Source organism: Xenorhabdus miraniensis, assembly GCF_002632615.1.
On sequence record NZ_NITZ01000001.1, the window covers coordinates 68386 to 93639 of the forward strand.

At 45.4% G+C, this 25254-nt stretch carries 22 protein-coding genes and 3 CRISPR repeat arrays (1 of these 25 only partly in view); of the genes, 12 read left to right on the forward strand and 10 right to left on the reverse strand.

Features of this window, described 5'->3' with window-relative positions; all coding sequences use genetic code 11:
• Positions 1-645: direct repeats of the CRISPR family, unit length 29 nt; unit sequence GTGTTCCCCGTAGATACGGGGATAAACCG (it extends 666 nt beyond the left edge of the window).
• Between the two features lie 360 nt (positions 646-1005).
• The 12 genes from Xmir_RS00285 to cas2e all read left to right on the forward strand — a co-directional run bounded on the left by Xmir_RS00285 (position 1006) and on the right by cas2e (position 11773).
• Positions 1006-1257: a type II toxin-antitoxin system Phd/YefM family antitoxin gene (locus Xmir_RS00285; RefSeq protein ID WP_099112512.1), complete on the forward strand. Its 252-nt coding sequence runs from the start codon at positions 1006-1008 to the stop codon at positions 1255-1257.
• On the forward strand, positions 1254-1541 hold the full coding sequence (locus Xmir_RS00290; RefSeq protein ID WP_099112513.1) for a type II toxin-antitoxin system RelE family toxin: 288 nt from the start codon (positions 1254-1256) through the stop codon (positions 1539-1541). The genes Xmir_RS00285 and Xmir_RS00290 overlap by 4 nt, the downstream gene beginning before the upstream one ends.
• Positions 1542-2122: 581 nt before the next feature.
• Complete coding sequence (locus Xmir_RS00295) at positions 2123-2401, forward strand: hypothetical protein (RefSeq protein WP_099112514.1); 279 nt, start codon at positions 2123-2125, stop codon at positions 2399-2401.
• 218 nt (positions 2402-2619) lie between these two features.
• A complete protein-coding gene (locus Xmir_RS00300; RefSeq protein ID WP_099112515.1) occupies positions 2620-3021 on the forward strand; it encodes a bleomycin resistance protein in 402 nt (133 codons plus the stop codon).
• Positions 3022-3070: 49 nt separating this feature from the next.
• Positions 3071-5818 carry a CRISPR-associated helicase/endonuclease Cas3 gene (locus Xmir_RS00305; protein WP_099112516.1) on the forward strand — a complete coding sequence of 916 codons (2748 nt, stop codon included), beginning with the start codon at positions 3071-3073 and terminating at the stop codon, positions 5816-5818.
• Positions 5818-7434, forward strand: coding sequence for a type I-E CRISPR-associated protein Cse1/CasA (gene casA, locus Xmir_RS00310; protein WP_099112517.1), 1617 nt, complete (start codon positions 5818-5820; stop codon positions 7432-7434). The genes Xmir_RS00305 and casA overlap by 1 nt, the downstream gene beginning before the upstream one ends.
• Positions 7427-7993 (forward strand): type I-E CRISPR-associated protein Cse2/CasB, encoded by a 567-nt coding sequence (gene casB / locus Xmir_RS00315; protein WP_099112518.1) that lies wholly within the window; start codon positions 7427-7429, stop codon positions 7991-7993. Before casA ends, casB begins: the two co-directional genes overlap by 8 nt.
• Positions 7994-8058: 65 nt before the next feature.
• Entirely contained in the window at positions 8059-9096 is a 1038-nt protein-coding gene (gene cas7e / locus Xmir_RS00320) for a type I-E CRISPR-associated protein Cas7/Cse4/CasC (protein WP_099112519.1), read from the forward strand.
• Positions 9097-9109: 13 nt separating this feature from the next.
• Positions 9110-9880 carry a type I-E CRISPR-associated protein Cas5/CasD gene (gene cas5e, locus Xmir_RS00325; protein ID WP_099112520.1) on the forward strand — a complete coding sequence of 257 codons (771 nt, stop codon included), beginning with the start codon at positions 9110-9112 and terminating at the stop codon, positions 9878-9880.
• Complete coding sequence (gene cas6e, locus Xmir_RS00330) at positions 9867-10541, forward strand: type I-E CRISPR-associated protein Cas6/Cse3/CasE (protein WP_099112521.1); 675 nt, start codon at positions 9867-9869, stop codon at positions 10539-10541. The genes cas5e and cas6e overlap by 14 nt, the downstream gene beginning before the upstream one ends.
• A gap of 15 nt (positions 10542-10556) precedes the next feature.
• A complete protein-coding gene (gene cas1e, locus Xmir_RS00335; RefSeq protein WP_099112522.1) occupies positions 10557-11477 on the forward strand; it encodes a type I-E CRISPR-associated endonuclease Cas1e in 921 nt (306 codons plus the stop codon).
• Positions 11478-11479: 2 nt separating this feature from the next.
• Positions 11480-11773, forward strand: coding sequence for a type I-E CRISPR-associated endoribonuclease Cas2e (cas2e, locus tag Xmir_RS00340; RefSeq protein ID WP_099112523.1), 294 nt, complete (start codon positions 11480-11482; stop codon positions 11771-11773).
• 83 nt (positions 11774-11856) lie between these two features.
• Positions 11857-12129: a CRISPR direct-repeat array (repeat unit 29 nt; unit sequence GTGTTCCCCGTAAGTACGGGGATAAACCG).
• 7 nt (positions 12130-12136) lie between these two features.
• On the opposite strand, the gene Xmir_RS00345 is transcribed toward cas2e, so the two are convergent.
• The 10 genes from Xmir_RS00345 to Xmir_RS00390 form a co-directional block, all read right to left on the reverse strand.
• The gene (locus Xmir_RS00345) at positions 12137-13258 is read right to left on the reverse strand and encodes a DUF4056 domain-containing protein (protein ID WP_099112524.1); all 1122 of its coding nucleotides are present in this window, start codon (positions 13256-13258) and stop codon (positions 12137-12139) included.
• Between the two features lie 8 nt (positions 13259-13266).
• Positions 13267-14418, reverse strand: a complete 1152-nt coding sequence (locus tag Xmir_RS00350; protein WP_099112525.1) for a BamA/TamA family outer membrane protein — start codon at positions 14416-14418, stop codon at positions 13267-13269.
• Complete coding sequence (locus tag Xmir_RS00355; protein ID WP_099112526.1) at positions 14418-15404, reverse strand: hypothetical protein; 987 nt, start codon at positions 15402-15404, stop codon at positions 14418-14420. Before Xmir_RS00355 ends, Xmir_RS00350 begins: the two co-directional genes overlap by 1 nt.
• Positions 15405-16041: 637 nt before the next feature.
• A CRISPR array of direct repeats spans positions 16042-17534; the repeat unit is 29 nt; unit sequence GTGTTCCCCGTAAGTACGGGGATAAACCG.
• 323 nt (positions 17535-17857) lie between these two features.
• Complete coding sequence (locus Xmir_RS00360) at positions 17858-18328, reverse strand: MarR family winged helix-turn-helix transcriptional regulator (RefSeq protein WP_099112527.1); 471 nt, start codon at positions 18326-18328, stop codon at positions 17858-17860.
• A 92-nt stretch (positions 18329-18420) separates the two neighbouring features.
• Positions 18421-19176 carry a maleate cis-trans isomerase family protein gene (locus Xmir_RS00365; protein ID WP_099112528.1) on the reverse strand — a complete coding sequence of 252 codons (756 nt, stop codon included), beginning with the start codon at positions 19174-19176 and terminating at the stop codon, positions 18421-18423.
• The gene (locus Xmir_RS00370) at positions 19173-20204 is read right to left on the reverse strand and encodes a carbon-nitrogen hydrolase family protein (RefSeq protein WP_099112529.1); all 1032 of its coding nucleotides are present in this window, start codon (positions 20202-20204) and stop codon (positions 19173-19175) included. The genes Xmir_RS00365 and Xmir_RS00370 overlap by 4 nt, the downstream gene beginning before the upstream one ends.
• A gap of 23 nt (positions 20205-20227) precedes the next feature.
• Complete coding sequence (locus Xmir_RS00375; protein ID WP_099112530.1) at positions 20228-21139, reverse strand: fumarylacetoacetate hydrolase family protein; 912 nt, start codon at positions 21137-21139, stop codon at positions 20228-20230.
• Between the two features lie 2 nt (positions 21140-21141).
• Positions 21142-22281 carry a cupin domain-containing protein gene (locus tag Xmir_RS00380; RefSeq protein ID WP_099112531.1) on the reverse strand — a complete coding sequence of 380 codons (1140 nt, stop codon included), beginning with the start codon at positions 22279-22281 and terminating at the stop codon, positions 21142-21144.
• A gap of 94 nt (positions 22282-22375) precedes the next feature.
• Positions 22376-24721, reverse strand: coding sequence for a bifunctional salicylyl-CoA 5-hydroxylase/oxidoreductase (locus tag Xmir_RS00385; RefSeq protein ID WP_244170818.1), 2346 nt, complete (start codon positions 24719-24721; stop codon positions 22376-22378).
• Positions 24722-24824: 103 nt separating this feature from the next.
• Positions 24825-25244 carry an acyl-CoA thioesterase gene (locus Xmir_RS00390; RefSeq protein ID WP_099112532.1) on the reverse strand — a complete coding sequence of 140 codons (420 nt, stop codon included), beginning with the start codon at positions 25242-25244 and terminating at the stop codon, positions 24825-24827.
• Positions 25245-25254: the final 10 nt, after the last annotated feature.

A 25254-nucleotide genomic window follows, 5' to 3' on the forward strand; every position in this document is an offset into this window, starting at 1 on the left:
CGTCAGTGTTCCCCGTAGATACGGGGATAAACCGAACTTTGCTTTATCAATCAGCCCTTCTTTTGTGTGTTCCCCGTAGATACGGGGATAAACCGTTGCTGTCACTGTGTGGGACAGTTTGCTGATTATGTTCCCCGTAGATACGGGGATAAACCGCTATGCCTTATAGTTAGTTACATATGTTATATGTGTTCCCCGTAGATACGGGGATAAACCGCTATGCCTTATAGTTAGTTACATATGTTATATGTGTTCCCCGTAGATACGGGGATAAACCGCCAGTACCACCAGCACCAGTAAATACAAGGCGGTGTTCCCCGTAGATACGGGGATAAACCGTTTTTTTTCATTTCTGCAATGCCCTAAATCTGAGTGTTCCCCGTAGATACGGGGATAAACCGCATTCAATTTTTCACCACCCTGTTGAGTTGCAGTGTTCCCCGTAGATACGGGGATAAACCGAAACCCGCGTTTTATATTGTCTGCATTAGTCTGTGTTCCCCGTAGATACGGGGATAAACCGGAAATACGTTTAGTGAGTGCTTCTCTGTTTTTGTGTTCCCCGTAGGTACGGGGATAAACCGCTGATACTTGTATCGATCTTCTGGGATGAACTGTGTTCCCCGTAGGTACGGGGATAAACCGTAATGGTGATGATTTGTCTATTTACTTAATGAGTGAGACTGGGCGATGGTTAACATTACTCATTCTTGTTATTTCATGTTAAAAATCAAAAGTTATTAAATATCGTTTTATCGTGGACGGTTTTTATTTCTATTGGCTTTTTTACGCAATGAAAAAATTTGGTTGTTGAGAAAATTTAATTCGAGCACTTGTTTCCCGTACTTACGGGGGAAACGGGTTTGCGCCCAAATACAGTATTTGCTCTTGTTATGTAGATGCTTCCCCCATAATCACGGAAATAAATTGGTCACAAAAGACTTGTTAACAGGTTTCTTGTGACTTAAAATTAAGACCTATTAACAGGTCTTTTAGTGAGGAATTATGGCTAATATCATTTTGAGTGACATCACTGCCAGCATCAGTGAATTAAAGAAAAACCCTATGGCAACTGTCAGCGCAGGGGAAGGTTATCCGGTCGCTATACTGAATAGAAATCAACCCGCATTTTATTGTGTTCCTGCGGAGCTGTACGAAAAAATGTTAGAAGCTCTTGATGATCAGGAATTAGCTAAGATAGTGAAAGAGCGGGAGAATCAGTCCTTAGTTGATGTAGATTTGGATCAATATTTATGAATTATAAGGTTAAATTTAGGGAAGATGCTCAAAAAGAATGGAATCGACTGGATAGCACTATTCAAAGACAATTCGCTAAAAAATTGAAAAAATGTTGTGAAAACCCACACATCCCTTCCGCAAAATTAAACGGAATGCCGGATTGCTACAAAATAAAATTAAGAGCTTTCGGCTTTAGATTGGTTTATCAAGTGATTGAAGACAAATTAATTATTGCCGTGGTTGCAGTTGGCAAACGCGAGCGGAACGAAGTGTATAAACTTGCAAGCAACCGCATAAGGTAATAATTAATTTAATAATACCACTCTGAAATGATAACCCATTACCCCATTATACACATGTATAGTGGGGTAATGGTTACGGTTTATCCCCGTGCTTACGGGGAACACTAAGTTTATCCAACTGTTTTATAAACACTTTTTAAAGAATAAAAATTCTACCATTTTTTTAGGATAAAAAGCAGCCGAATTCTTCCTTCTATTTTTTTACCTATCTTCTGTAAATTTGATAACAAGATAGAAAAGCCAATCCAGACATAACAAAGCAAGATACAAAAAAGAAAGCATAGCCAGTAATAGCACCTATACTTTTTTGACCAAAGAAAAATGAGTAAAATTGGAACGCATCTGCTCTTGTAATGTGAACATGTTCCCCGTAAGTACGGGGATAAACCGTTGTTATTTTCATTTTTATTATTTTGTCGTTCCCCGTAAATACGGGGATAAATACTGATGATAGATGTCTCTACTAAGAAAATATTTTTTAGAAGTAGTTTTTTTCATTTTTCAAATTTTAAAAATTTGAAAAATGAAAAAAACTAACTAACATTAGAGTAACTAGCAAATTTTTTCATACGAGGTTAACAATGAAACGCTATTCAGGCAAACAAAAACGCACTATTCAGGAAAAAATGCTATTACTTAATATCAACATTTCTTCCCTGGTTGAATCAGAAGGGATCTCTAGGAATACTCTGAATCGATGGCTAGAAGACGCATTACTTTCAATAATAAAAAAATACCCACAAAAAATTAGAAAACTAGAACAAGCTTTAGCTTATAAAGAAAAAACTCTATCAGATAAAAACATTCAAGGTTTATTACGAGTGACTATGACTATAAATAGAGACACCAAAACAATATAACTATAGGATTCTCATCATCATCTGTCCACATACGATCTGTGATCATTATTCCACATAATAAAAAATCCTAGTGCCAGCACGATAGAATATGGGGTAACCTATCAAAATCAGTCATTAAATAGAAATTTTTAACTATCTTTTTAATTAGAACGCTATTTTTAACACAGGAAAACCCTTTGAGCACTAACACCACAACAGAAACAACATACTGGAATCGCATGGTACCAGAACTGACTGTGACTGATTTTCCTGTTTCGCTTAATTTCTATCAGAGAATATTAGGCTTCGAAATATTAATTCAGCGAGAAGATCCTGACTTTGTTTATTTAAGCTTAGGCAAGGCACAATTAATGCTAGAAGCATTTCATGACAGAGGCTGGAATACCGGAAAACTCAGCAAGCCTTTAGGGCGTGGTATTAATTTGCAAATTGAAGTCGACGATATCACACCAATTTTGGCCAGTCTGGAAACTAATGGAATCACACTTTTTCGCCCACTGAAAGATAACTATTACAATATAGGCGATACTCAAGTCTGTCAGAGAGAGTTTCTTGCCCAAGATCCAGATGGTTATTTACTTCGTTTCAGTCAATATATCGGAAACAACGAAGATCAATAACAATTCATTAATGGAGCACGGTTATTATTTTATTTCACCGTGAAAAAACATGCCCGAGCTAATAACTACTTTTGGCTACCTCACGCGATATTGGGGCAAAGCTAGAAAAAACCCCTATTCTGACGAAGACTACCATCTTCTCGCTTATCACTGTCTGGATGTTGCCGCTGTAGGCCAATTATTATTGGCCCCCCCAAAAAAGCTCACGCAAGATCTTGCTGAGTTTTTGGAATTATCACCAGCATCATTACAGAATCTATTTTCATTTTTTCTGGTACTACACGATATCGGTAAATTTGCCTCTGCATTTCAGCAATTATATTCTCAGGAAAGTACTGACCTCATTAAGCCTGATCAGTATAGACCCTACGATTCCCGACATTTCCGGCATGATCGGCTCGGGTTATTTTTCTGGAAAAAAATTCAGGGTGAGGTTCTGGTTGCGTTGGTAGGAAATGACAACCTGCAACCCAGAGAAAAAGACCGTGCTCAAGATGCGTTGATGATTTTAATGCAGTGTATGCTCGGCCATCACGGTAAACCCATTGATGGGGGTCGTTGGAAGGATATTGTCGATTTTACTGAACATCAAAATATTGTCGATGCAACGGCATTTACCCATGATCTGCTTAAACTTTTTCAACCTCGTGTGCCACTGGAAAAACTGTTGTCAAAAGAGTGGCAACAAAAACTGAAACAAGTAAGCTGGCAACTTGCCGGTATTGTGGTATTGGCTGACTGGATAGGCTCCGATTGTTATCATTTTCGTTATCAAACCAAAGCCTTTCCACTGGAAAAATATTGGCAATTTACTCAAAAACAGGCTCAAATTGTCCTGAATGACATTAATATCCTGAATACCCCTCTGATATCTCCGTATACCTCTATCCAGGAATATTATCAGTTCCCTCCCACCCCACTACAAAAATGGGCTGAGGAAGTCCCGATTGATGATTCCCCACAACTTTTTATTCTGGAAGATGTAACGGGAGCAGGAAAAACAGAAGCCGCTCTTGCCCTGACTCATCGTTTAATGCAAACCGGTGCTGCGGACGGTTTCTATTTTGGCCTGCCAACCATGGCAACCTCCAATGCCATGTTTAGCCGAATCGCCGAACATTACCCCCGTATGTTCAAAGCCCAAAATGGCAAACTGCCCAGCCTCGTTCTTGCCCATGGCGCAAGTGAAATGAATGATAATTTCCGTGACATCATCCTGACTTCTGAGCACAACGACAGTGATTACACCAGAGACGATATCACCGCGACAGCACAGTGCCATCAATGGCTGGCAGACTCCAACAAAAGGGCGTTATTGGCATCGGTGGGCGTAGGGACTATCGATCAGGCATTACTTGCGGTTCTGCCGAGAAAATACCAGTCACTTCGGCTCATTGGACTAAACCGTAAGGTATTGATCTTTGATGAAGTCCATGCCGCGGATGAATACATGTTTGCGCTGCTGGAAAGTCTGTTAAGCCTGCACCTGCATCAAGGGGGTTCTGTGATATTGCTGACCGCCACTCTTTCCTTAAAACAGCGCCAACGGTTGGTGGATATCTGGTTACCTGCCAGCGGAATACCTTCACAAAAGTTGCAGGAAACCGCTTTTCCACTGGCAACACAAGTCACATTAGATCCAGAAAATCCCATTATTGAAACACCATTGCGCAGTCGGCCCGATGTCTGCCGTACCGTCGCAATAAAAACAGTGAACCATCTGGATGAATGCGTAAAAATCGCCCTTAATGCCGCTAAAAATGGGCAATGTGTGGTTTGGGTTCGCAACTCCGTGGACGATGCACTCCATGCGTTCCAACTCATCACATCACAAATGGACACACCGGAAAATTGTTCGCTATTTCACAGCCGCTTTATTTTGTATGACCGAAAAATAATAGAAAACCGTGTACTGGGGACATTGGGTCAAAAAAGCAATCGGGAGGATCGACAAGGGAAGATCCTGATTACAACACAGGTTTTTCAGGAAAGTCTTGATGCCGATACGGATGTGATGATCTCAGATATCTGCCCAATCGACGACCTGATTCAACGAGCTGGCCGCCTGCATCGTCATACCCGCAATACACAAGGCGAATATCAGAAAGGTATTACCGACAGTCGCACAGCCCCTGAATTATATTTCCACGCACCAGAATGGGACGATCACCCCGAAGCCGATTGGCTGAGCAAAGATTTCCGCAATACCCAATATGTTTATCGTTCAGCCGGGCGCTTATGGCTTGGCTTGCGTGAACTACTGCGCTTAGGGGCTATTCGTATGCCTGCCGAAGCACGAACGTTGATTGAATCGGTTTACGGTGAAGATGCTGATGAGCAAATCCCAGCAGCACTCAAATACAAGGATGATGAAGCAATCGCGGAAGGGCGGAGCAAAGACGCCATCGCACGATCACAAGCTCTGCAATGGCAACGCTATGAATACAGTAAACGCAGTGCAGGCGGCTGGTATGACGATGACAGAGATATCAGTACCCGGTTTAGCGACATCGAAACGGTGAACGTACTGCTCGTTAAACTAACCGAAGCAGGAGAATTAATACCGTGGATAGAAGATGAAAAGTTCCCCGTTCAACTCAGCACGATCAAACTCTCCAAAAATAAATATGCCGATAAGTTGCAACCCATACCAGAATCGCTTTCTCAGGCGGTGGAGCAGTTACAGAACCGATTTAAGTCCGCCAAATACCTGCAAATCTGGCTGCCGGAGATTGATCCTAATTTTACTTACGATCCCAACATGGGTTTTTATGAACCCCCTAAGCAGGAGGCGTAATGAACCTCGTTAAAGATACATGGCTGACTTTTAGAATGAGAAATGGCAGAGAGGAAAAACTGCCGCTGGCGGCAATCTGCGATCCCGCCGTTGTCGATTTCGCCCTGCCGCGGGCTGATTTTCAGGGAGCCGCTTATCAACTGGCGATAGGCTTACTGCAAACGGTTTTTGCTCCCGAAGATAAATACGAATGGCATGACTGTTATGAAAAAGCCCCGACACAGGCAGATTTGCAAACCGCTTTTAATCGGGTGGAACATGCCTTCAATCTGACAGGCAATGGCCCGCTGTTTATGCAGGATTTTGATTCTCTGGATGGCGCAAAATCAACGGAGATTTCAGGGTTACTGATCGAAGCACCGGGGGCAAATACACTCAGGCTCAATACTGACCATTTTATTAAACGCGGTCAATGTGAAGTGATTTCCCCTGAAATAGCCGCCATTGCCCTCTTCACTTTACAGATTAATGCCCCTGCCGGCGGTGTCGGGTATCGTGTTGGATTACGGGGTGGTGGCCCACTGACGACTTTGATTCAACCACAGGAATTGGATGCTTCACTATGGCAAAAGCTCTGGCTCAATGTCATTAATCGGGATCATTGGCGCTATCCTGACCCTGATCTCAATAGCTCAGATGTTTTTCCGTGGCTAGGTAAAACCCGTGCCAGCCAAGAAAAAGGTACAGAAATCTACGCGCATAATGTGCATGAACTGCATATGTATTGGGCGATGCCACGGCGGATTCGTCTGGAAGTAGAGAATAAACCCGCCACTTGCCAATTAACGGGACTGGCAACTGAGCAATCCATTTCGGGTTATCGCACTCAAAACTATGGCAACAATTATGCCGGCACATGGAATCATCCCTTAACACCCTATCGATGGAACCCGAAAAAACCGAATGAAGAGCGTCTTTCTATCAAAGGGCAACCCGGTGGCATCACTTATAAGATCTGGGATAGCCTGACTTTTTCCGATGATGGAAATGGACAACAAGCCGCACAGGTGGTTGACCATTTTAACCAGCTCAATGATTATTTTGCGGATAAACAGAGTTCCACCCCACGGTTATGGGTTTTTGGCTATGATATGGACAATATGAAGGCCCGCGGTTGGTATTCCACCACGTTGCCTTTGTTTTCCATGCCGATTGAAAAGAAAGACGCTATTTTCCGGCGAGTCAAAACACTACAAAATCTCTCACTCTATGCACTGACTCAGTGTCGTACCCAAATCAAAAGCGCGTGGTTCAATCGCCCGAATGAAATAAAAGGCGATATGTCGTTTATTGATGCCATTTTCTATCAACGCACCCAAGCTACCTTCTTTAAAGCTGCGCAACAAATTATCAGAAGCCAGCACAAAGCGTCTGCTTTATCCACCAAAGAGGCCGAAACCTGGCTCCATCAGCTCAAAAATACCTGCTTTGATCTCTTTGATGAGTTCGTGCTGTCAGAAGATATCTCCCCCAAAAACCTGCCTAAGAAAATCGAGGCGCGGCAAATTCTGACCAAGTGGCTGATGGGTTCTAAAGATATCAAATCATTTATGGCAGAACACGATATAGAAACCCAATCATCCAAGAATAAGAAAAAGGAGGTTATCAATGAATAATCTAAGCAAAAGTCGCTTAATGCGTTGGTGGGAAAGCATGTTCTTATCAGCCTCAGAATTGAAAGAAAAAAAGATCCCCCCTGCGCCTACACTCTACAAAGCACAACTCAAGCGTTGTCAGGATATTGATGATGTAACGTTAACTGAGGGTTTTCGGGCACTCTGGTTCAGTTTGCTTGAAAAGGACCCCGAAAAAAGCATTAGCGAAGAAAATGAACAAAAAAACATAACAATATGGGCAATGATTGCCGTCACTCTGGTGTATGTAAAAGTGAATACCACCACCAATCTGGCAACTGCCGCAGGCACAAAAACAGAAAATGACAAATCCGTTGTCAGTGCACTCCGTTTCGCTCAATTGCAGGCCGCCAAAACCCCCGATGAATTCATTATGCGTTTGCGGCGTATTCTGCAACAACTCAACGGTCAGGTTTCCGTGCTATCTCTCGCCAATGATATTGAACAGTGGATGGAGGAACACCACCAGTTAAGACCGTATCGGGCCAACAAACGCCTTAGTGTGCGATGGGCAATGGATTACTACAAGGCCGCGAAATAAAAAGCCGCTAAATCACCCAAATGACTTTTCATCCAGAATCTCTTTTCATCTATAAGGAATTTTAAATGAGCCAGTTTATTCAGCTACATCTGTTAACTTCCTACCCGCCTGCCAACCTGAACCGCGACGATCTTGGACGCCCGAAAACGGCCAGAATGGGGGGAGCGGAGAGATTAAGAATTAGTTCCCAGAGTTTGAAGCGCCACTGGCGAGTTTCTGATCTGTTTCAGGCTGCCCTCGCAGACCATCTTGGTTTTCGCACCAAACGTTTTGGATATCAGGTGTATCAACGCTTGCTTAATGGGGGCGTTAAGGAGAAGCAAGCGGTTGAATGGGCTACCGCTATCGCTGAGGTGTTCGGCAAAAATAAAAAAGATGAACCTCTGGAAATCGAACAACTGGCTCATATCAGCCCGACAGAAAAAGAAGCGACCTTTGCACTGGCCGATAAACTCATCACCGAAAATCACGCGCCAACCAAAGAAGAGTTGATGCTACTGAGCAAAGAAAAAATCGCTGTGGATATTGCAATGTTTGGCCGCATGCTGGCGTCCAGCCCTGCCTACAGTATGGAAGCCGCCTGTCAGGTTGCCCATGCTATCAGCGTTCACAGTGTCACCGTAGAAGATGACTATTTTACTGCTGTCGATGATCTCAATGATGGTAAAAGTAATTCCGGTTCAGCACATATTGGCGAAGCGGGCTTTGGGGCTGCCCTGTTCTACAGCTATATCTGCATCAACAAATCTTTATTAATAGAAAATCTGGCGGGCAATGAAGCGCTGGCGAATAAAGCGATTGCCGCCCTGACAGAAGCCGCCGTTAAAGTTGCGCCATCCGGCAAACAAAACAGTTTCGGCTCGCGCGCTTATGCCAGTTATGTGTTGGCGGAAAAGGGAGAGTATCAGCCTCGTTCCCTTTCTGTTGCGTTTTTAAAGCCTATTTATGGTGAAGATCAGGCAACCGATGCTATCACGGCATTGGAAGAACAGAAGGATAACTTCGATAACGTTTATGGCGCTTGCGCTGACACCCGCTATAGCATCAATGCTGTCACGGGTGAAGGTCGTTTTACTGAGCTGGTTCAGTTCGTCACTGAGTAAGAAAGGGGCCAATATGAAGAATTACCTGGTCTTTCGCTTATACGGTGTACTTGCCAGTTGGGGTGTGGAGGCGGTCGGTGAAAGCCGGCCAACAGGCATTTATCCCACCCGTTCAGCTATTTTAGGGCTATTAGGTGCTGCGCTGGGTATCCGACGAGATAATGAAACCCAACTTGCAGCGTTGCAGCAAAGTGTCAGAATCGCCATCAAACAGAGCATTTCCGGTTCATTAATGCGGGATTACCATACAGCCCAGGTTCCCTCTCAAGAGAAAAAACAGACGCACCTGACCCGCAAAAGTGAGTTAAATGATAAATCTAAATTAAACACAGTACTGTCTTCACGAGATTATCGCACCGACGGTATGTGGATTATCGCCATTTCATTGACTGAGCAGGCCACTCTCACACTTTCCAACTTGCAAGATGCACTGAAGAAACCCGTCTTTACGCTCAGTCTTGGGAGAAAATCCTGCCCGCTGGCTCTTCCCATGATGCCGCTACTGGCAGAATATCCGTCATTAAAATCCGCGCTTGATACTCCCTTTCCTCCCTTAACCCAATCAGAGAAAGCTGACCGCTATTGGTTGGGTTATCACGATGTGGTGAGCTACTTCTGGGAGGGAGATAAAAACGAGATCGAAGTTCCTGATACCACAATACTGACTCATCAGCTCTGGGATGAGCCGCTATCACGCAGCCGCTGGCAATTTACACAACGCATAATACATCAGGTATCAGTAATGAAGGGGACAAAAATGGAGGAAACAAATGTATCTGTCTAAAGTCACTTTGCGACCTTCTGTTTCTCATATACAACCGCCGTCGCGACGGACAAAAAATGATGTTTATGCTTCCCACCAACTGTTGTGGCAACTGTTTACAGAGCAGGAAGAACGCAATTTCCTTTTCAGGGAAGAAACGAATTTGAGCGGCAGGCCGGAGTTTTTGGTGTTATCCACGACCACACCGATAACCCATTCACCGCGCTTCCAGATTCAGACCAAACCTTTTGTGCCTAAGTTACATAACGGGCAAAAACTGGCGTTCAAACTCCGTGTTAATCCCACTGTCTGCATCACGAAAAAAGACTCAGGCAGACAGCGCCGCCATGATGTTTTGATGCACGCCAAGCGTCAGGCACAAGATGCTGGTATCGGCGCTGATGAGATAGAAGCCTTGATGACACAAGCCGCCCAAAACTGGATACAGGCTGAGGAACGGCTTGACCGATGGGGTATCCGGTTTGATTTTCCGCCAGATATTGAGCGCTATACCCAACATCGCAGCTTTAAAGCGTCAGGCCAGAAAGTGGAATTTTCCAGCGTGGATTTTCAGGGCGTACTCACCTTGTCAGATAGCACGCTTTTTCTGGAGCAATACCGGAAAGGGTTTGGTAGGGCAAAATCGTTTGGGTGTGGGTTAATGCTGATAAGGGCACTGTAACGTAAAGGTATAGTCATGGCATTCATTCCATTAAAACCCATTCCCATCAAAGACAGAAACTCAATGATCTTTATCGGAATGGGGCGTATTGACGTCAAAGATAATGCGTTCGTTGTGATCGATGAAGTCAACGGTGAACGCATACATATTCCTGTCGGCTCCATCGCCTGCATTATGCTGGAGCCGGGCACCCGCATCAGCCATGCCGCAGTGAAACTGGCCTCAACAACCGGGACGTTACTCATTTGGGTAGGAGAGGCGGGGGTCAGGCTCTATTCCGTCGGACAGCCGGGCGGTGCTCGTTCAGACCGATTACTTTATCAGGCAAAATTGGCGCTGGATGAAGATTTACGGCTAAAAGTCGTCCGCAAAATGTTTGAATTGCGCTTCGGTGAACCGGCTCCCCAAAAGCGGAATGTTGAACAGCTCAGAGGAATTGAGGGAGCCAGGGTCAGGAAAATCTATCAAATATTGGCAAAACAATATGGTGTAAAGTGGAACGGGCGCAACTACGATCATACGGATTGGGATAAAGGCGACCTCATCAATCGCTGTATCAGCGCAGCCACTTCTTGTCTGTATGGCGTAACCGAAGCCGCAATTCTGGCGGCTGGCTATGCTCCGGCCATTGGTTTTTTACATACAGGCAAACCCTTATCCTTTGTTTATGATATTGCGGATATTTTGAAGTTTGACACTGTCGTCCCCATTGCTTTTAAAGTTGCTGCGTCGAATAGCATCGCGCCTGACAGGCAAGTCAGAATTGCCTGTCGCGAGAAATTCAGAACAGACAGAATTCTGAAACGTCTTATTCCATTAATTGAAGAAGTCCTTGCCGCGGGCGAAATATCTCCACCATCCCCTCCTGCTGATGCACAACCTCCCGCTATTCCCGAACCGATATCCATTGGTGACATTGGGCACAGGAGCCAATAACTATGAGTATGACGGTTGTTGTAACGGAAGCCGTTCCTCCACGATTACGGGGACGTTTAGCCATTTGGTTACTGGAGATACGAGCCGGGGTTTATGTCGGAGATATTTCTCATAAGATTAGGGAGATGATTTGGGAACAAGTTACTGAACTCACCGAAGATGGCAATGCCGTTATGGCTTGGCAAACGAATACTGAATCTGGATTTGATTTTCAGACTATGGGGGAAAACAGAAGGGAACCGATAGATTTTGATGGCCTGCGTTTAGTGAAATTTAAACCGATTGCTGAGGATTAATTTAGAGGGGTTAAAAGGCCATACAAAATGGTAGAATTTCCGTCTCTGATAAAGTTGTTCAAAAATATATTGTTATATTTAGGGTGTTCCCCGTAAGTACGGGGATAAACCGGCGCAACAGTGGCAATTGGTCGCCAATCGCTTGTGTTCCCCGTAAGTACGGGGATAAACCGGACAAATAGCAGTATAGCTGTAACGCTCTTTAGTGTTCCCCGTAAGTACGGGGATAAACCGATGTCAGTATGTTAGCTTTTAATTCCGTATTAGTGTTCCCCGTAAGTGCGGGGATAAACCGTTATTCAACAATACGCTGAAATTCGGTCGCAAGTGTTCCCCGTAAGTACGGGGATAAACCGCGATTTATCATTTAATCAACAATTGCCGTTTATCTTCACGCTGGGCATTTTCCGCCAGCATTTTAAACTCTTTCACTGTCCAATATTGTTTTGGGGCAGGCAGGTTTTTCATCTCATTGGTTGGCCATAATTGAAATTCAGCCAGTTTATCCAACGAAAGATGCTGATAATACTCAGGTAAAGAGAGACGTAACGCAAAGTTTTCTTTACCCGAAGGCATGAGTGGATAGCGATTATCGTGGGTATCATAATTGCGGTGCAGCACTAAAAACTTCTCAGGAACGCGTTGATAGCTGTTCCACCATAAGCCATCTACGCTATCAAACATCTCTTTTGTGCCTGACTTGGGATAAGCGCCCAGTTCATGCAGGGTCGTCGGCAAGATACTTGCCATTGAGGTTGAAAACTGAGCCACAGAGGAAGCATGGCCTTCCAGAATCAGCGTTAGTGCCAATCGTGCGCCTAACAGATTCGAATAGAGATCTTCCGGAGAAAAAGCCGAAATGCTTTCTGAAAATCCCGGAACGGATTGATAGCCATACCATTGCGCGATTTCATGCCAGGCTGCGAGTTGAAAAGCAAGTTTGGCAGCTAAATAGGCGCTCAAGGTATAACGTTCAGCGGGATCTTCTGGCGGCGTAAAAGCAAAAAAGTGGATTTTACGCGCCGCAAGTTCATTATCCAGAGTTAATTCCCGTTCTTGTCCAAGATGGGCATAAATCTGGCTGAACAAATAGAGTGTATAGTCTGCGGTATCCCTGACATGGGAAATATCAATAAATCCGCCTTTATGTGTATAGAGCAGGCCAACCTTTTCATTGCTTACGCCTAACAACGCAGCACTGGCACCGATAACACTGTCATTATAGTGATGCTCACCCAATTGTTCGGCTTCAACTATATTGTCGATGTCGTAAAAAGGAATGGGAATATTCCACAGTTGGGCTTTAAGGTTGTAACCAAAAACACAGCAGGCTCTCAAGCCTTCCGGTGGTTTAATTGGCGCTAATGCCGGCCAATCTTCCTGTGATTGTTCATCGGTATCGCTGGTGAGAACAGGTTTTACAGGCTCAACAGGTTGGGAGTTACCTTGGCATGCCATCAACAAAAAACTGAGGCACAGTGTCATTAACAATCTCAAAACGCTTCCCCAACCTGAAAGTAGAACCCTGTACTGTCCTTACCGACACCAAAATCTAATCTGACATTCATACGTGGCTTAAACTCGAAACGATAACCAATACCCACGGAAGGCAGCCAGTGTTTGGTTCCTAATTTGGAAGGCGTATCTCCTAATGCCCCGGCTCCTATCCAGCCGACCACACCATGACGCCAGTCAAGCTTGTGCCTTAACTCCAGTTGTGTCGCAAAGATATTATTGTCACGATAACGACCTTCATAATATCCGCGCATTCTCTGACCATTGCCGAGCAGCGATAACTGGTTCCACGGCACATCACCTGCGCTGAAACGGGCATAATTATCAAAAGCCAGTACTGTCTTTTCAGATAACGGGTGATAGTTCGAGAACTGAAACTGTGTGGTATGGAAACGGTGATCGCCTCCCAACTCTGGGGAAAAATAGGTATAAATGATCTCAAACGCCTGCCCGTGCCGAGCATTGGGCAAAAAATCCCGTGTATCATAACTGAAGTAGGCACTTACACCAGAACTCATCACAGAACGGCCACCAACGGACTGATCAAAATACCGTTTTGCACCACTATCTGGATTACTGGCATTGACGGATGAGAAATGCCAGCCTAATCCCATATAAGTGGCGTCAGTGACGCGATAGAGGAAGCGGGGACGAATATCAAATTCCTGAGAGTGGTATTTCTCTTTATTACCGTTATTTTTACCGGCGCTATAGCCTTTGCCCCAATAGTAAGTCGGGATGTTATTCAGCGTACCGGAAACAAATAACCGCCATTGGTCGCTGGCAAGAAAATTGTAATTGGTAAAATTCAGGCCAAATGCGCCAGTAGAGGAACCAAAACCGCTAAGCCCCAGTGAGGAAGTCTGGCTGATATGGTCTGAGCTATCAGGGCGATACAAACCGACTACGGCGACACCAATTCCCATTCCCATTTCAGGGGTATAAAAAGGGCCGGGCAATACGCCCCAGTCGATTTTTTTGCGGGCATCAAAATGGTTGCTGCCCCCTAATTCGTTTAACCAACCATCAATTTTTTGCCGATCAGGCAAGATATCAGCGTGTGCTGACGAAACAGTAAAAATAAGCAGGCTGGAAGCAACCAGCCTTTTGGGTGTTACGAGGCCAAACATTAAAAACGGAACTCACCGGAAATAAAGAAACTGTTTCGGTTGCCGAAACCGACTTCTGACAGGATATTGAAATTACGGGTGATTTCGACGCGGGCACCAACGGTATTGTTCCATTTATGGGCAAGATGTTGTTCGACGTCGAATTTGATGTCTGTCATAGGCTTAATATACTCAAATAATGAAAGCTGTGGTGGTAAATCGAGCCCACTAACATCGCCTTTAAAGCGTTGAGTAATATCCTGATACATAGCACCTACCCAGACTTGAACCTTAGTATTTCCTTGTCCAGCTATTAAAGGTGAAAAAACAAATTCGTAACCAACCCGTGGGGTGATAACTAACGCACTAATATCTCCATCTAAAATATCCAGATTTGTGCGAGTATAGTTAGCATCTAATGTGGCAAAAAATTGATTGTAACCACCAGCGAGGGTTGCACCACCACCAAAAGTTTTTCCTTTGAAGTTCAGTTCAAACGGAATGTTTCTATAGGTGTCATGATCTTCAAACACGAAAACACTGTCCAAATTCGTTTTAGATTTGCCTTTGGTTTTTCCATAGACACCGTAGACATTTAGGAAAGGCAACACCCAGGAATCCAGTTTAAGCATATGAGTTTCGCTTTTCTCCCGAGTATCGCCTGCATTAACAGTAATACCCTTTTCCCAAAGATGAAAATTCGGGTTAGTGAATTTGAATTTAATGCTATCTACCACAACATTTTGCCGCATATTCATATAACTGTAACTAGCACCAAACGGCTCAGGCAGGTCGTAGCCTTTTGCTCGTGCAGCGTCACCCCAAATTGGTAGAATACGAGATTCAGATTTGGCAGAGTGGGATAAGCTACCATCACTATTCGTTTTCGCAACGCCAGATTCTGACATGGTCAATGAGAAAAGTGGGCGATCACCATCAGCATAGCTGTACGAGGTTGCAAGACACAGAGTAGCGGCTAACAATTTGCTGGTGTTAGTTAAGTTCATAAATAAACTCGCTTCCTATTTTTGACAGTTAATTGTTTGTTTTGCAAACAATTGAGGATGGAAAGCCGCGTAGGTTATCATAGGTGTTTTTGACAAGCATTAACGAATTATGCTTGTCGATCGCATATCGCAAAATTCAGAATATTCGTTCGTTTTACCACCAAATTAAATGCGTTTTCTCTTCCTCATATCTTAATAAAACTAATCATTTAATATAATGATAATTCCAAATGTTAATTTTTTATTTTCGGTATATTTCAGTTGATTAAAATAATATAAACTATAGAAAATTTTTTACTTCTATTTACCTACTGACTAAACCAAAATAAATCACTATAACGACATTATTGATAAAACTTCTCTGGTATGTGGTTATTTTGTTTAATGAGTAGTTATTTTTATGTGTTCTTATGTGTAAGAGGTTAACGTTATCCCTGTAATTATGGGGAACACTTATTAGATGAGATCACAAAGACTCAATGAATGAGTGTTAAAAAAATCAGGATAAAATTTGTTCAAATTTATAGAAGATTGGCAGGAAAAATAGAAGGATAAATTTGTCTATTTTATAAGCTAGAAAAATGGTAGAATTTTCTATCTCTAAAAAGTATTTATAAAACAGATGGCTATATTTAGAGTGTTCCCCGTAAGTACGGGGATAAACCGAGCTTTTACCCGGTCTGGGAAGTCCGGCACGTGTGTTCCCCGTAAGTACGGGGATAAACCGTCGAATTCTGACCGGAGAGTGTACCGATCCTCGTGTTCCCCGTAAGTACGGGGATAAACCGTGTGATTTAATTGCTATGTGGCGTAGCCATCAGTGTTCCCCGTAAGTACGGGGATAAACCGGGATTTGATGATGGTGATCAGCTGATAAAAAAGTGTTCCCCGTAAGTACGGGGATAAACCGAAAATTGCTTGCATGGCTACCTTGCTTGCCTCGTGTTCCCCGTAAGTACGGGGATAAACCGACCGAACTGATCGGCATTCCAGTCTATAAAACGTGTTCCCCGTAAGTACGGGGATAAACCGGTCATTCCTGCCCTGTTGAGTCAATTGGGTCAGTGTTCCCCGTAAGTACGGGGATAAACCGCCAACAATTCTGCTCAGCAACCTACCCAAAGAGTGTTCCCCGTAAGTACGGGGATAAACCGTAGAGATGCATGTTTGGCAGTCAGTAACAGGAGTGTTCCCCGTAAGTACGGGGATAAACCGGCGCATTGGCGGGATAAGGTCGATCATGGTATGTGTTCCCCGTAAGTACGGGGATAAACCGTAGAGATGCATGTTTGGCAGTCAGTAACAGGAGTGTTCCCCGTAAGTACGGGGATAAACCGTACGCCTCGCAGGATATTGTCAGCATGACGGAGTGTTCCCCGTAAGTACGGGGATAAACCGTGGAACGCGAGAACGATTTTGAGAGTGACACTGTGTTCCCCGTAAGTACGGGGATAAACCGGGGTGTTAGGGAAGGCACAGCCAGAAGAAGGAGTGTTCCCCGTAAGTACGGGGATAAACCGATTTACGGCAGGGTGGTGCGATCAATAAGGCGGTGTTCCCCGTAAGTACGGGGATAAACCGCGCGTAGATATGAGCTAAACATGACTCAGACAGTGTTCCCCGTAAGTACGGGGATAAACCGCAGGTCTTGATGCCTCTTGAAGAGGAAATTCGGTGTTCCCCGTAAGTACGGAGATAAACCGCAAATTCTGATCAAAGAAACAATTAGTCCACAGTGTTCCCCGTAAGTACGGGGATAAACCGCTAACAACCTGTACATGCACAGTTTTTAGGCTGTGTTCCCCGTAAGTACGGGGATAAACCGCCATTGTATTAATTCATCCGTGTTGCTGAAAAGTGTTCCCCGTAAGTACGGGGATAAACCGGGATTACCGGAGACATGCTGTCACCATGGACAGTGTTCCCCGTAAGTACGGGGATAAACCGTTTGAATATTCTGGCCAAAATTATTCATGGGTGTGTTCCCCGTAAGTACGGGGATAAACCGACTGGTGCGGATTCGGTATCACAGAAGTACCTGTGTTCCCCGTAAGTACGGGGATAAACCGACTGGTGCGGATTCGGTATCACAGAAGTACCTGTGTTCCCCGTAAGTACGGGGATAAACCGAACGCGCTAATATAGATTGGAGTCATACTCCTAATTCCCGTAGAGGCGAGGGATACAAACAAATCTATTGAATTATGCACATGTTAAGATTTATGCCATTAACTATTAGCTTATTAAAATAATTCAATCTTGATAATATTTTTAATATACATACTCTATTTTAGATATTTATTGAAAACATCTGGAATATTGGCACGCTGTTCATTTAAAAAACAATTAAAATCGCAAAAAATATCATTATTGCTTAATGAAAAGTATGGCTATTAAAAGTATTTCCTTCCAAAGGAGACAAAAATATAAATATGCCTCCTTCAGAAATCAGGTTACTTACCCAATTCTCCCAATGCCCTACGTATTGGCGTATGCCGCTTAATCAGCTCTTGTAATACCTCTTTCAATAACTGACTCTTGCCTTTGCCCAATGGCTCCAGCACACTTTTTTCATGGGATTCTGCTTCAGACAATAGGCCTTCTACCACTTGCAGACCGGCCTCTGTCAAATGTACCAAAGTGACGCGGCGATCACCGCCACCGTTGGAAAAACGTGCTACGTACCCCTGCAATTCCAGGCGCTGCAAAACGCGGGTAATGGTCGGTTGTTTACTGACCGTTTTCTGGGCCAAAAGGCTGATGCCGACCGGGCCACTTCCCGCCAACGTCGATAACACCCGCCATTCCAACACTGACAATCCCTGCGCTTCAACGGTATCATGAAATTCAGAGGAAACTAGCATCCATGCCTGCCCAAGCAAGGCAGGCAAGTAATTGTCAACAAACACTTTTGCATCTGGCATAAGTTGAACAACCCTTTTTATCTCAGGAGGTTTTTTGTTTTCCGATTCTAAAAGGTTCATCCATGAAAAACACGCCCACGACCGTGATTCAATCAATATTTTCCTGATAACAGTGAGCCAAATCTCGGAACGTATGTATCCAGCCCCAGTTGTTTCAATATCATGTAGGTTGTTGCCACAGATGAGGAAATAACAGGCAATCCAATACGATCTTCGATCAATGGCACCGAGGCCAGAGAAGGCATTTGTACGCAGGCAGAGGCCACCATCACATCCACATTGCTGTTGAGCCGTTTGGTAATTTCCAACGGTGCAAGGGGATCTTGTCGTCCGACATTAAGGTTATCGGGGATCTCCAATGAGATGCTATCGATAACTTCAATCCCCTCGCTCTCAATGTAATCAATCACCAGTTGGGTCAATGGCTTCATGTAAGGCGTCAATATTGAGATCCGTTTCGCTCCCAAAGCATGTAATCCCTCCACCAACGCCCCTGCACTGGTCACAACCGGAGCCGGATAACCGTTTTCTAATGTCCGCAAGTGAAGGCGTTTTTCAGAGATTCGGTGATATCCTTTACCCATGCTCATAATCGCCACCAAACAGGCATACCCCAGCACATCCACCGCAGCATCCGATAATTCAAGCGCACAGCGATCGCTATCCGCATCCATTGCCGCCAGTTCTTCTTTCGTGACGTTTTTCATTCTCATGCGACTGGCATGAAAGGTAAAACGTTCAGGGCTAACCGCTTCACGAGAACGCAGAATGGCCGGAATTTCCGTTTCCATTGTCGTATTTGAAGAAGGCACAATCTGCCCAACCCGAAAATAACGCTTCTCGTTCATGGCAGGTTCTCCTGTGAAGGATCCGCCCAATCGACATAAGTATTCAGATCCGTCTGCTCCGAAGGTAGATCTGTAAACTGGATCGGATTCATCGGGCGGCGGTTTACTTTGAGATCGAAAATATCAAACCGGTTGTAATGCCCCGTTATATCGTGCATCTGACGAGGCTGAATGCAGCGATTCAGATCGATATCTGCATAAACAATCCCTTCTTCATCAATCAGGGAATCACCCATTACGTGGCCATCAGGCCCGATAATTCCCGTAAACGCGCTATCAGGACGTGCCAACAGCTCTTCGGCTTCAGGATGAGTGGCTGTCATCGCTTTTACGATTTCTTGTGAGATAGTGGAACAAGAAACGAGGGTAAAAACTTTCCCTTCAAAGCAATGGGCTGCCGCCCGTAAGCGGATCGCCTCAGCCATGTCATAATCCGGAGGTGCAACAGGCAAGGCAATATAGCTGGCAACGTGTACTAACTCTCCCTGAGACAATAAAGTAAAACGCGCCAATGTGTTGGTATTCTCTCCGCAAGCCAGCGTACCTAATGGACCAATCCGGGTATCATGTACTTTTAGCGAAGAAGCATCTCCATTCGCCCACGTTAGTTTCTCTGCCCATGTCGGCACCAGTTTTCGATGGCGTCCCAAAATGCGGCCTTCATCAGAAATAGTCACCAATGTGTTATAGAGCGTCGCGATGCCATTGGGGCTACGCTCATTCACGCCGACCACAACATTGATGTGATGGCGTGCCGCAGCCAGTGCGATTTTATGGATCTCCGGCCCCGGCACTTCAATGGCAGATTTGCACAGTTTTTCAAACCACGGGCTACCCTGAACAGGGTTCATGACCCAGTTCCAATAGGGATAACCCGAAACAAATACCTCAGGAAAAGCCACCAGAGCAGCGCCATTGTCGGCGGCTTCACGGATCAGCCGACAAACAAGCTCAACCGTCGCTTCCGTATCCAGAAAGATGGGTGCAGCCTGTACCGCAGCCGCCTTGAACTTAGGGAGATTCAGCATATCAGGCTCCTGTATTTCCGTTCTTACACGGCGATAACGGAATGACGCAAATCACCAATCTTTTCAAGGTGTGCTTCAACAACATCCCCCGGCCATAGCCACTCTTGTGGGTTGCGGCCAGCCCCGACACCTTCCGGGGTTCCCGTCGCGATAATATCCCCCGGTTCCAATGTGATGCCCTTGCTGATATCTGCAATCAGGGTGTTAACCTTGAATAACATATGGCGTGTATTGGAGTCCTGTTTAGTGACTCCGTTAACTTTTAGGTTAAGCGCGAGATTTTGGGGATCGGGAATTTCATCCGCGGTGACAATGCAAGGGCCGAAAGGTGCATAAGTATCTTGCCCCTTAGAATAAATCCATTGTCCGGCACGGCGGCAATCACGGGCACTCATATCAATAATCAAGCTATAGCCGAATACATATTTCAGTGCCTCAGCTTCCGATACTCCCTTGGCGCGTGTCCCGATAATCACTGCCAGTTCCACTTCCCAATCCAATTGCTGGGTGATTTCACTATTGTGTTCAATTGCATCACCTGGGCCAATCACCGTGGTTGGCGGCTTCGAAAAAATGACGGGTTCTTTTGGCAGATCTTTGCCCGTATCCAGAGTCCGGCTGGATTCAGCCACATGCTCAACATAATTCAGGCCAATACCAAAGATGTTTTTCCGTGGACGAGGAATCGGCGCCAGTATTTTCACATTCTGCAATGGCAGGGCCACGCCCACTGGCCATAAACCTTCAAATGAATCCAGTAACGCCGTTACACTGCTTACGGCCAATGGCCCCAAGTCGATAAAATCCAGCATATTATCCGGCAATACGTTACCCATACAGGCTGCTAACTTTGCTAAATCCACCACATGGTCATCCACAATTGCCCCTAATCGTGTGTCAGCCGTCATTTCAGTACGGTAAGTAATTAAACGCATCTTTATCCCCCCACTCGTTGGTGCCCATCGTTATCAATCAGGGCTTCTTCATAATACAAGTGCAATACCTGTATGACCGGCAGGTCACTGAAACAGAACAGGCAAGCATCTTCTGTTTGTGAGCTATTCACATGTTCGTGGAATGCCCATGAAGGAACACAGAAAATATCCCGCTCCTGCCAATCGAACCGCTGGCCGTCAATCACGGAATAACCCTGTCCTTTCGCTACCTGATAGATGAAACTGCCGGTATGCCGATGCGCTTTGCCAACGAAGCCCGGCCTTAACAACTGCATACTGGCACCGAGAGTCGGCATAACATGGCCGCCTGTCAGTGGATTGGTGTAGTACATCAGAATGTCATCAAAAGGTGAGCCTTCTGCAACACGGGCATAACGTTGCAAAGCCTCATAAGTTGCTCCCCATTGATATCTGAACAGCGGAGAATATGGCTTATTCCAGCCGACATTTTGGGGACGCAAGGCTGGTGCACCCCAAAGCCCAACAGAGGAATCCAGCGGTTCAGTCACAGCCTGACGTAAGTCAGGGTGTACCTTATAAAAACCCGCTTCCAGCACATTGACCAGCGGCATATCCAGACCATCCTGCCAGATACACTGTGAACCATCAGAATCAACGCCGTGTTCATGCCATGTCCCAGTGGGGGTTAAGACAAAATCATTCGCTTCCAGCAACATTTTCTGCCCATCGACAATGGTATAAGCGCCGTGTCCTTCCATGATGAAACGCAGGGCGGAAGAAGAGTGGGCATGGGCCGATGCGGCTTCGCCCGGTCGCATTGTCTGAAGACCGGAATAGAGCAACCCCACAGCGGAAGATAAACCTGCTTTTTCAGAATTGTTCAGATAAACCACACGACGTCCCGCTTTTTCCGGTGTGACCAAATCAGCGGATTTAAGGACGAGTTCACGCAGATCACGATAGCGCCAAAGTACCGGAACCGACGCTGATTTCGGTTGCCACGGTTCTATTTTATTGGCGATTGTCCAGAGTGCCCCTGTCTTGTAAGTTTCCAACTCCTTGTAATACGCCAACAGTTCAGGGCTATCAGCGACATTAGCACGGCCAGCAATATCTTCCCGGTATTGATCATGGGATTGAATATTTTCTTTTTGAGACATGGGATATCTCCTGTACGGATAAAGTCGAAAGTGACTGCAATTTGAAATTTATCGGGTATATCTCTGAGTTAACTGACGCTCCAATTGCCTTTTTCTATAATTTGCTCTTTGCTATAAATTGCTCTTTGCCGTAAAGATAGGGTTTCGGCCAATCAATATTCCAGCCGTATCTGGCGCATTCATGTAGCAGCCAGGCAGCATTGGATAAGAATGGGCGTGATAAGGCACAGAGATCGGCGCGGCCAGAAGCAATAATGCCGTTGATTTGATCTGCATCTGTAATCGCACCGACAGCAATAACCGGCACTTTGCCCTCATTACGAAGGCGATCAGCCATTGGGGTCTGGTACATTCTCCCGTAAATGGGCCGTTGCTCGGCGGAAACCTCACCTGTGGAGCAATCCACCATATCCACCCCCGCGTCACGAAAATATTGGGCAATCACAACCGCTTCATCAACGCTCGTTCCTCCCTCAACCCAATCGGTGGCAGAGATACGCACAGATATCGGTAATTCAGCAGGCCAGATCTCACGCACCGCCTTAAAAACAGCCAACGGGAAACGCAGCCGGTTTTCCAGTGAACCCCCATATTCATCATCACGCTGATTAGTGAGCGGTGAAATAAAACTGGAGAGCAAATAGCCATGAGCTGCCTGAATTTCCAGCCAGTCAAAACCCGCGTCGATGGCACGGCGCGTCGCCGCGACAAACTGTTCAATGAGTTCACTCATCTGTGCTTTGGTGATAGCGGCAGGCACTTGTGAAACACCGGAGAGATAAGGGATGGCTGATGCCGAAACCAAGGGCCAGTTACCCTCAGGCAAAGGATGATCGGATTGTTCCCACCCCAGTTGCGTTGATCCCCGGCGCCCTGCATGGCCCAGTTGGACCCCTATCAGGGCATCTGTGTTCTGATGGACAAAATCAGTGATCGTCTTCCATGCCTGTGCCTGTTGTTCGTTCCATAACCCTGTGCAAGCGGGCGTCACGCGCGCCTGAGGTGAAATTGCTGTCATTTCAGCGATCACCAGACCCGCTCCCCCCAATGCCCTGCTACCCAGGTGAATCTGATGGAATTGCCCCGGCACACCATCCACTGCGTTATAGAGCAACGTAGGCGAAACGACGACACGATTTTTCAGGATCACCCCCCGTACTTTATAAGGTGTCAGCAACGGCGGGACTAAGGGAAATTCGTGATTAAGTTGTTGGGTAAACCAACGTTCATAATTCTCCAACCATGCTTTATCCCTTAGGCGCAGGTTTTCATGGGAAATACGTTGTGAGCGGGTCAATAATGAATAAGCAAATTGTTCAGGTGGCAGACTTTTATAACGCGCCACATTTTCGAACCATTCCGTTGAGTTGCGCGCTGCGTTCTGGATCTTCAGCACTTCCACGCTGCGTACTTTCTGATAATGTGACAAACCCGCAGGTAAATTCCCTTGATAGGCTTTCAGGCTGTTCGCCAGTTCAATCGCATCTTCCAGTGCCAGTTTCGTACCAGAACCAATGGAGAAATGGGCTGTATGAGCCGCATCTCCCATTAACACGATCGGGACATGTTTGCCGCTGTTCTCTTCCGGTTTGATCCAATGCACCCAATGAGTACAAATAACCCGGGGAAAGCGTATCCAAATGGCCGCCCCACGCAAATGTGCTGCATTAGAAATTAATTCATGCCCATCCAACCACTGCGCGAATATCTTTTCACAGTATGCGATGCTCTCTTCCTGTGACATTTTGTCGATACCCGCAGCCAGCCACGCCTCTTCCGTCGTCTCAACAATAAAAGTCGATAGTCCTTCCTGAAATTGATAAGCGTGAACCTGAAACCAACCATGTTCTGTTTCGACAAACAGAAACGTAAAAGCATCAAATATCTTGCGGGTTCCCAGCCAGACAAAACGGCAATGGCGTTGGTCGATATCCGGCACAAACACTTCCGCGTAACGAGTACGGATCTGACTATTGATCCCATCAGAAGCAATCAGTAAATCTGCATGATATTGACGGGCGACTTCCTGTTCATCTTCAACCTGAGTTTCGAACACTAATTCAACGCCTAATTCCTGACAGCGATCTTGCAGAATATTCAGTAATCTTTTACGACCAATGCCAATAAATCCATGGCCGCCACTGCGGTTTAGTGTTCCTTTGAAATAGATATCAATATCGTCCCAACGGCAGAATTCCCCGCCAATCGTTCTGGCTGAAATGGGATCCGCCATATTCAGGTTTTCCAGCGTTGCATCCGAAAACACAACGCCCCAGCCAAAAGTGTCATACGGGCGATTGCGCTCGATCACCACGACACGATTATCAGGATTTTGCAGCTTCATCAGCAGGCCAAAATATAATCCTGCCGGGCCACCGCCAATGCAGACTATGTTTATGCCTTCGTTATTTGTACCTTCGTTTATCGCTTTTATGCTCATGCTTCCTCTCCTGTCACACAATGCCTGTTACACAAATACCTGTTACACAATGCCTGCCACGATACGATTACCTACGCGATGGCCCGGTGAGGATATAAATGGGTTAAGGCATCTGTTCAGTTAACGCATAGTAAATCTCATCAGGTATGGGGATGGCCTGATGGGTATCCAGTGAAGTCGTGACGTAAGTCTGGGTAACACTCATCCTCAATTCCCCGCCTTTACTGATACAACGTTGCAGCAATTTCAATGATCTTTTGCCGATTTTCTCAACATTTAATTCCAGCCAGACCTGATCCCCGATTCTGCTGACAGCTTTAAATTCCGCCTCTAAATGAACCGTTGGCAGGCCAAAGCGATATTTGGCAATGTAATTGGCATACCCCATTGGTGTTAATTCATCGAACCAATCTTCCAGCAAGTTGTTGAACATTACGAAATACTGAGGATAAAAGACGATTCCCGCAGGATCGCATTCAGCAAACCGAATTTTATGCGGTTGTATAAACCTGAGCAGGCTCATTGCAAATTCC

Excerpts from the sequence above, each read along its gene's own strand:
- cas6e (WP_099112521.1), top strand. The coding sequence starts at position 9,867 with ATGTATCTGTCTAAAGTCACTTTGCGACCTTCTGTTTCTCATATACAA.
- Xmir_RS00365 (WP_099112528.1), bottom strand. The coding sequence starts at position 19,176 with ATGAACGAGAAGCGTTATTTTCGGGTTGGGCAGATTGTGCCTTCTTCA.
- Xmir_RS00285 (WP_099112512.1), top strand. The coding sequence starts at position 1,006 with ATGGCTAATATCATTTTGAGTGACATCACTGCCAGCATCAGTGAATTA.
- cas2e (WP_099112523.1), top strand. The coding sequence starts at position 11,480 with ATGAGTATGACGGTTGTTGTAACGGAAGCCGTTCCTCCACGATTACGG.
- Xmir_RS00290 (WP_099112513.1), top strand. The coding sequence starts at position 1,254 with ATGAATTATAAGGTTAAATTTAGGGAAGATGCTCAAAAAGAATGGAAT.
- Xmir_RS00350 (WP_099112525.1), bottom strand. The coding sequence starts at position 14,418 with ATGTTTGGCCTCGTAACACCCAAAAGGCTGGTTGCTTCCAGCCTGCTT.
- casA (WP_099112517.1), top strand. The coding sequence starts at position 5,818 with ATGAACCTCGTTAAAGATACATGGCTGACTTTTAGAATGAGAAATGGC.
- cas7e (WP_099112519.1), top strand. The coding sequence starts at position 8,059 with ATGAGCCAGTTTATTCAGCTACATCTGTTAACTTCCTACCCGCCTGCC.
- Xmir_RS00300 (WP_099112515.1), top strand. The coding sequence starts at position 2,620 with ATGGTACCAGAACTGACTGTGACTGATTTTCCTGTTTCGCTTAATTTC.
- Xmir_RS00370 (WP_099112529.1), bottom strand. The coding sequence starts at position 20,204 with ATGCTGAATCTCCCTAAGTTCAAGGCGGCTGCGGTACAGGCTGCACCC.
- Xmir_RS00375 (WP_099112530.1), bottom strand. The coding sequence starts at position 21,139 with ATGCGTTTAATTACTTACCGTACTGAAATGACGGCTGACACACGATTA.
- Xmir_RS00345 (WP_099112524.1), bottom strand. The coding sequence starts at position 13,258 with ATGACACTGTGCCTCAGTTTTTTGTTGATGGCATGCCAAGGTAACTCC.
- Xmir_RS00295 (WP_099112514.1), top strand. The coding sequence starts at position 2,123 with ATGAAACGCTATTCAGGCAAACAAAAACGCACTATTCAGGAAAAAATG.
- Xmir_RS00360 (WP_099112527.1), bottom strand. The coding sequence starts at position 18,328 with ATGCCAGATGCAAAAGTGTTTGTTGACAATTACTTGCCTGCCTTGCTT.
- Xmir_RS00305 (WP_099112516.1), top strand. The coding sequence starts at position 3,071 with ATGCCCGAGCTAATAACTACTTTTGGCTACCTCACGCGATATTGGGGC.
- casB (WP_099112518.1), top strand. The coding sequence starts at position 7,427 with ATGAATAATCTAAGCAAAAGTCGCTTAATGCGTTGGTGGGAAAGCATG.
- Xmir_RS00380 (WP_099112531.1), bottom strand. The coding sequence starts at position 22,281 with ATGTCTCAAAAAGAAAATATTCAATCCCATGATCAATACCGGGAAGAT.
- Xmir_RS00390 (WP_099112532.1), bottom strand. The coding sequence starts at position 25,244 with ATGAGCCTGCTCAGGTTTATACAACCGCATAAAATTCGGTTTGCTGAA.
- Xmir_RS00385 (WP_244170818.1), bottom strand. The coding sequence starts at position 24,721 with ATGAGCATAAAAGCGATAAACGAAGGTACAAATAACGAAGGCATAAAC.
- cas1e (WP_099112522.1), top strand. The coding sequence starts at position 10,557 with ATGGCATTCATTCCATTAAAACCCATTCCCATCAAAGACAGAAACTCA.
- cas5e (WP_099112520.1), top strand. The coding sequence starts at position 9,110 with ATGAAGAATTACCTGGTCTTTCGCTTATACGGTGTACTTGCCAGTTGG.
- Xmir_RS00355 (WP_099112526.1), bottom strand. The coding sequence starts at position 15,404 with ATGAACTTAACTAACACCAGCAAATTGTTAGCCGCTACTCTGTGTCTT.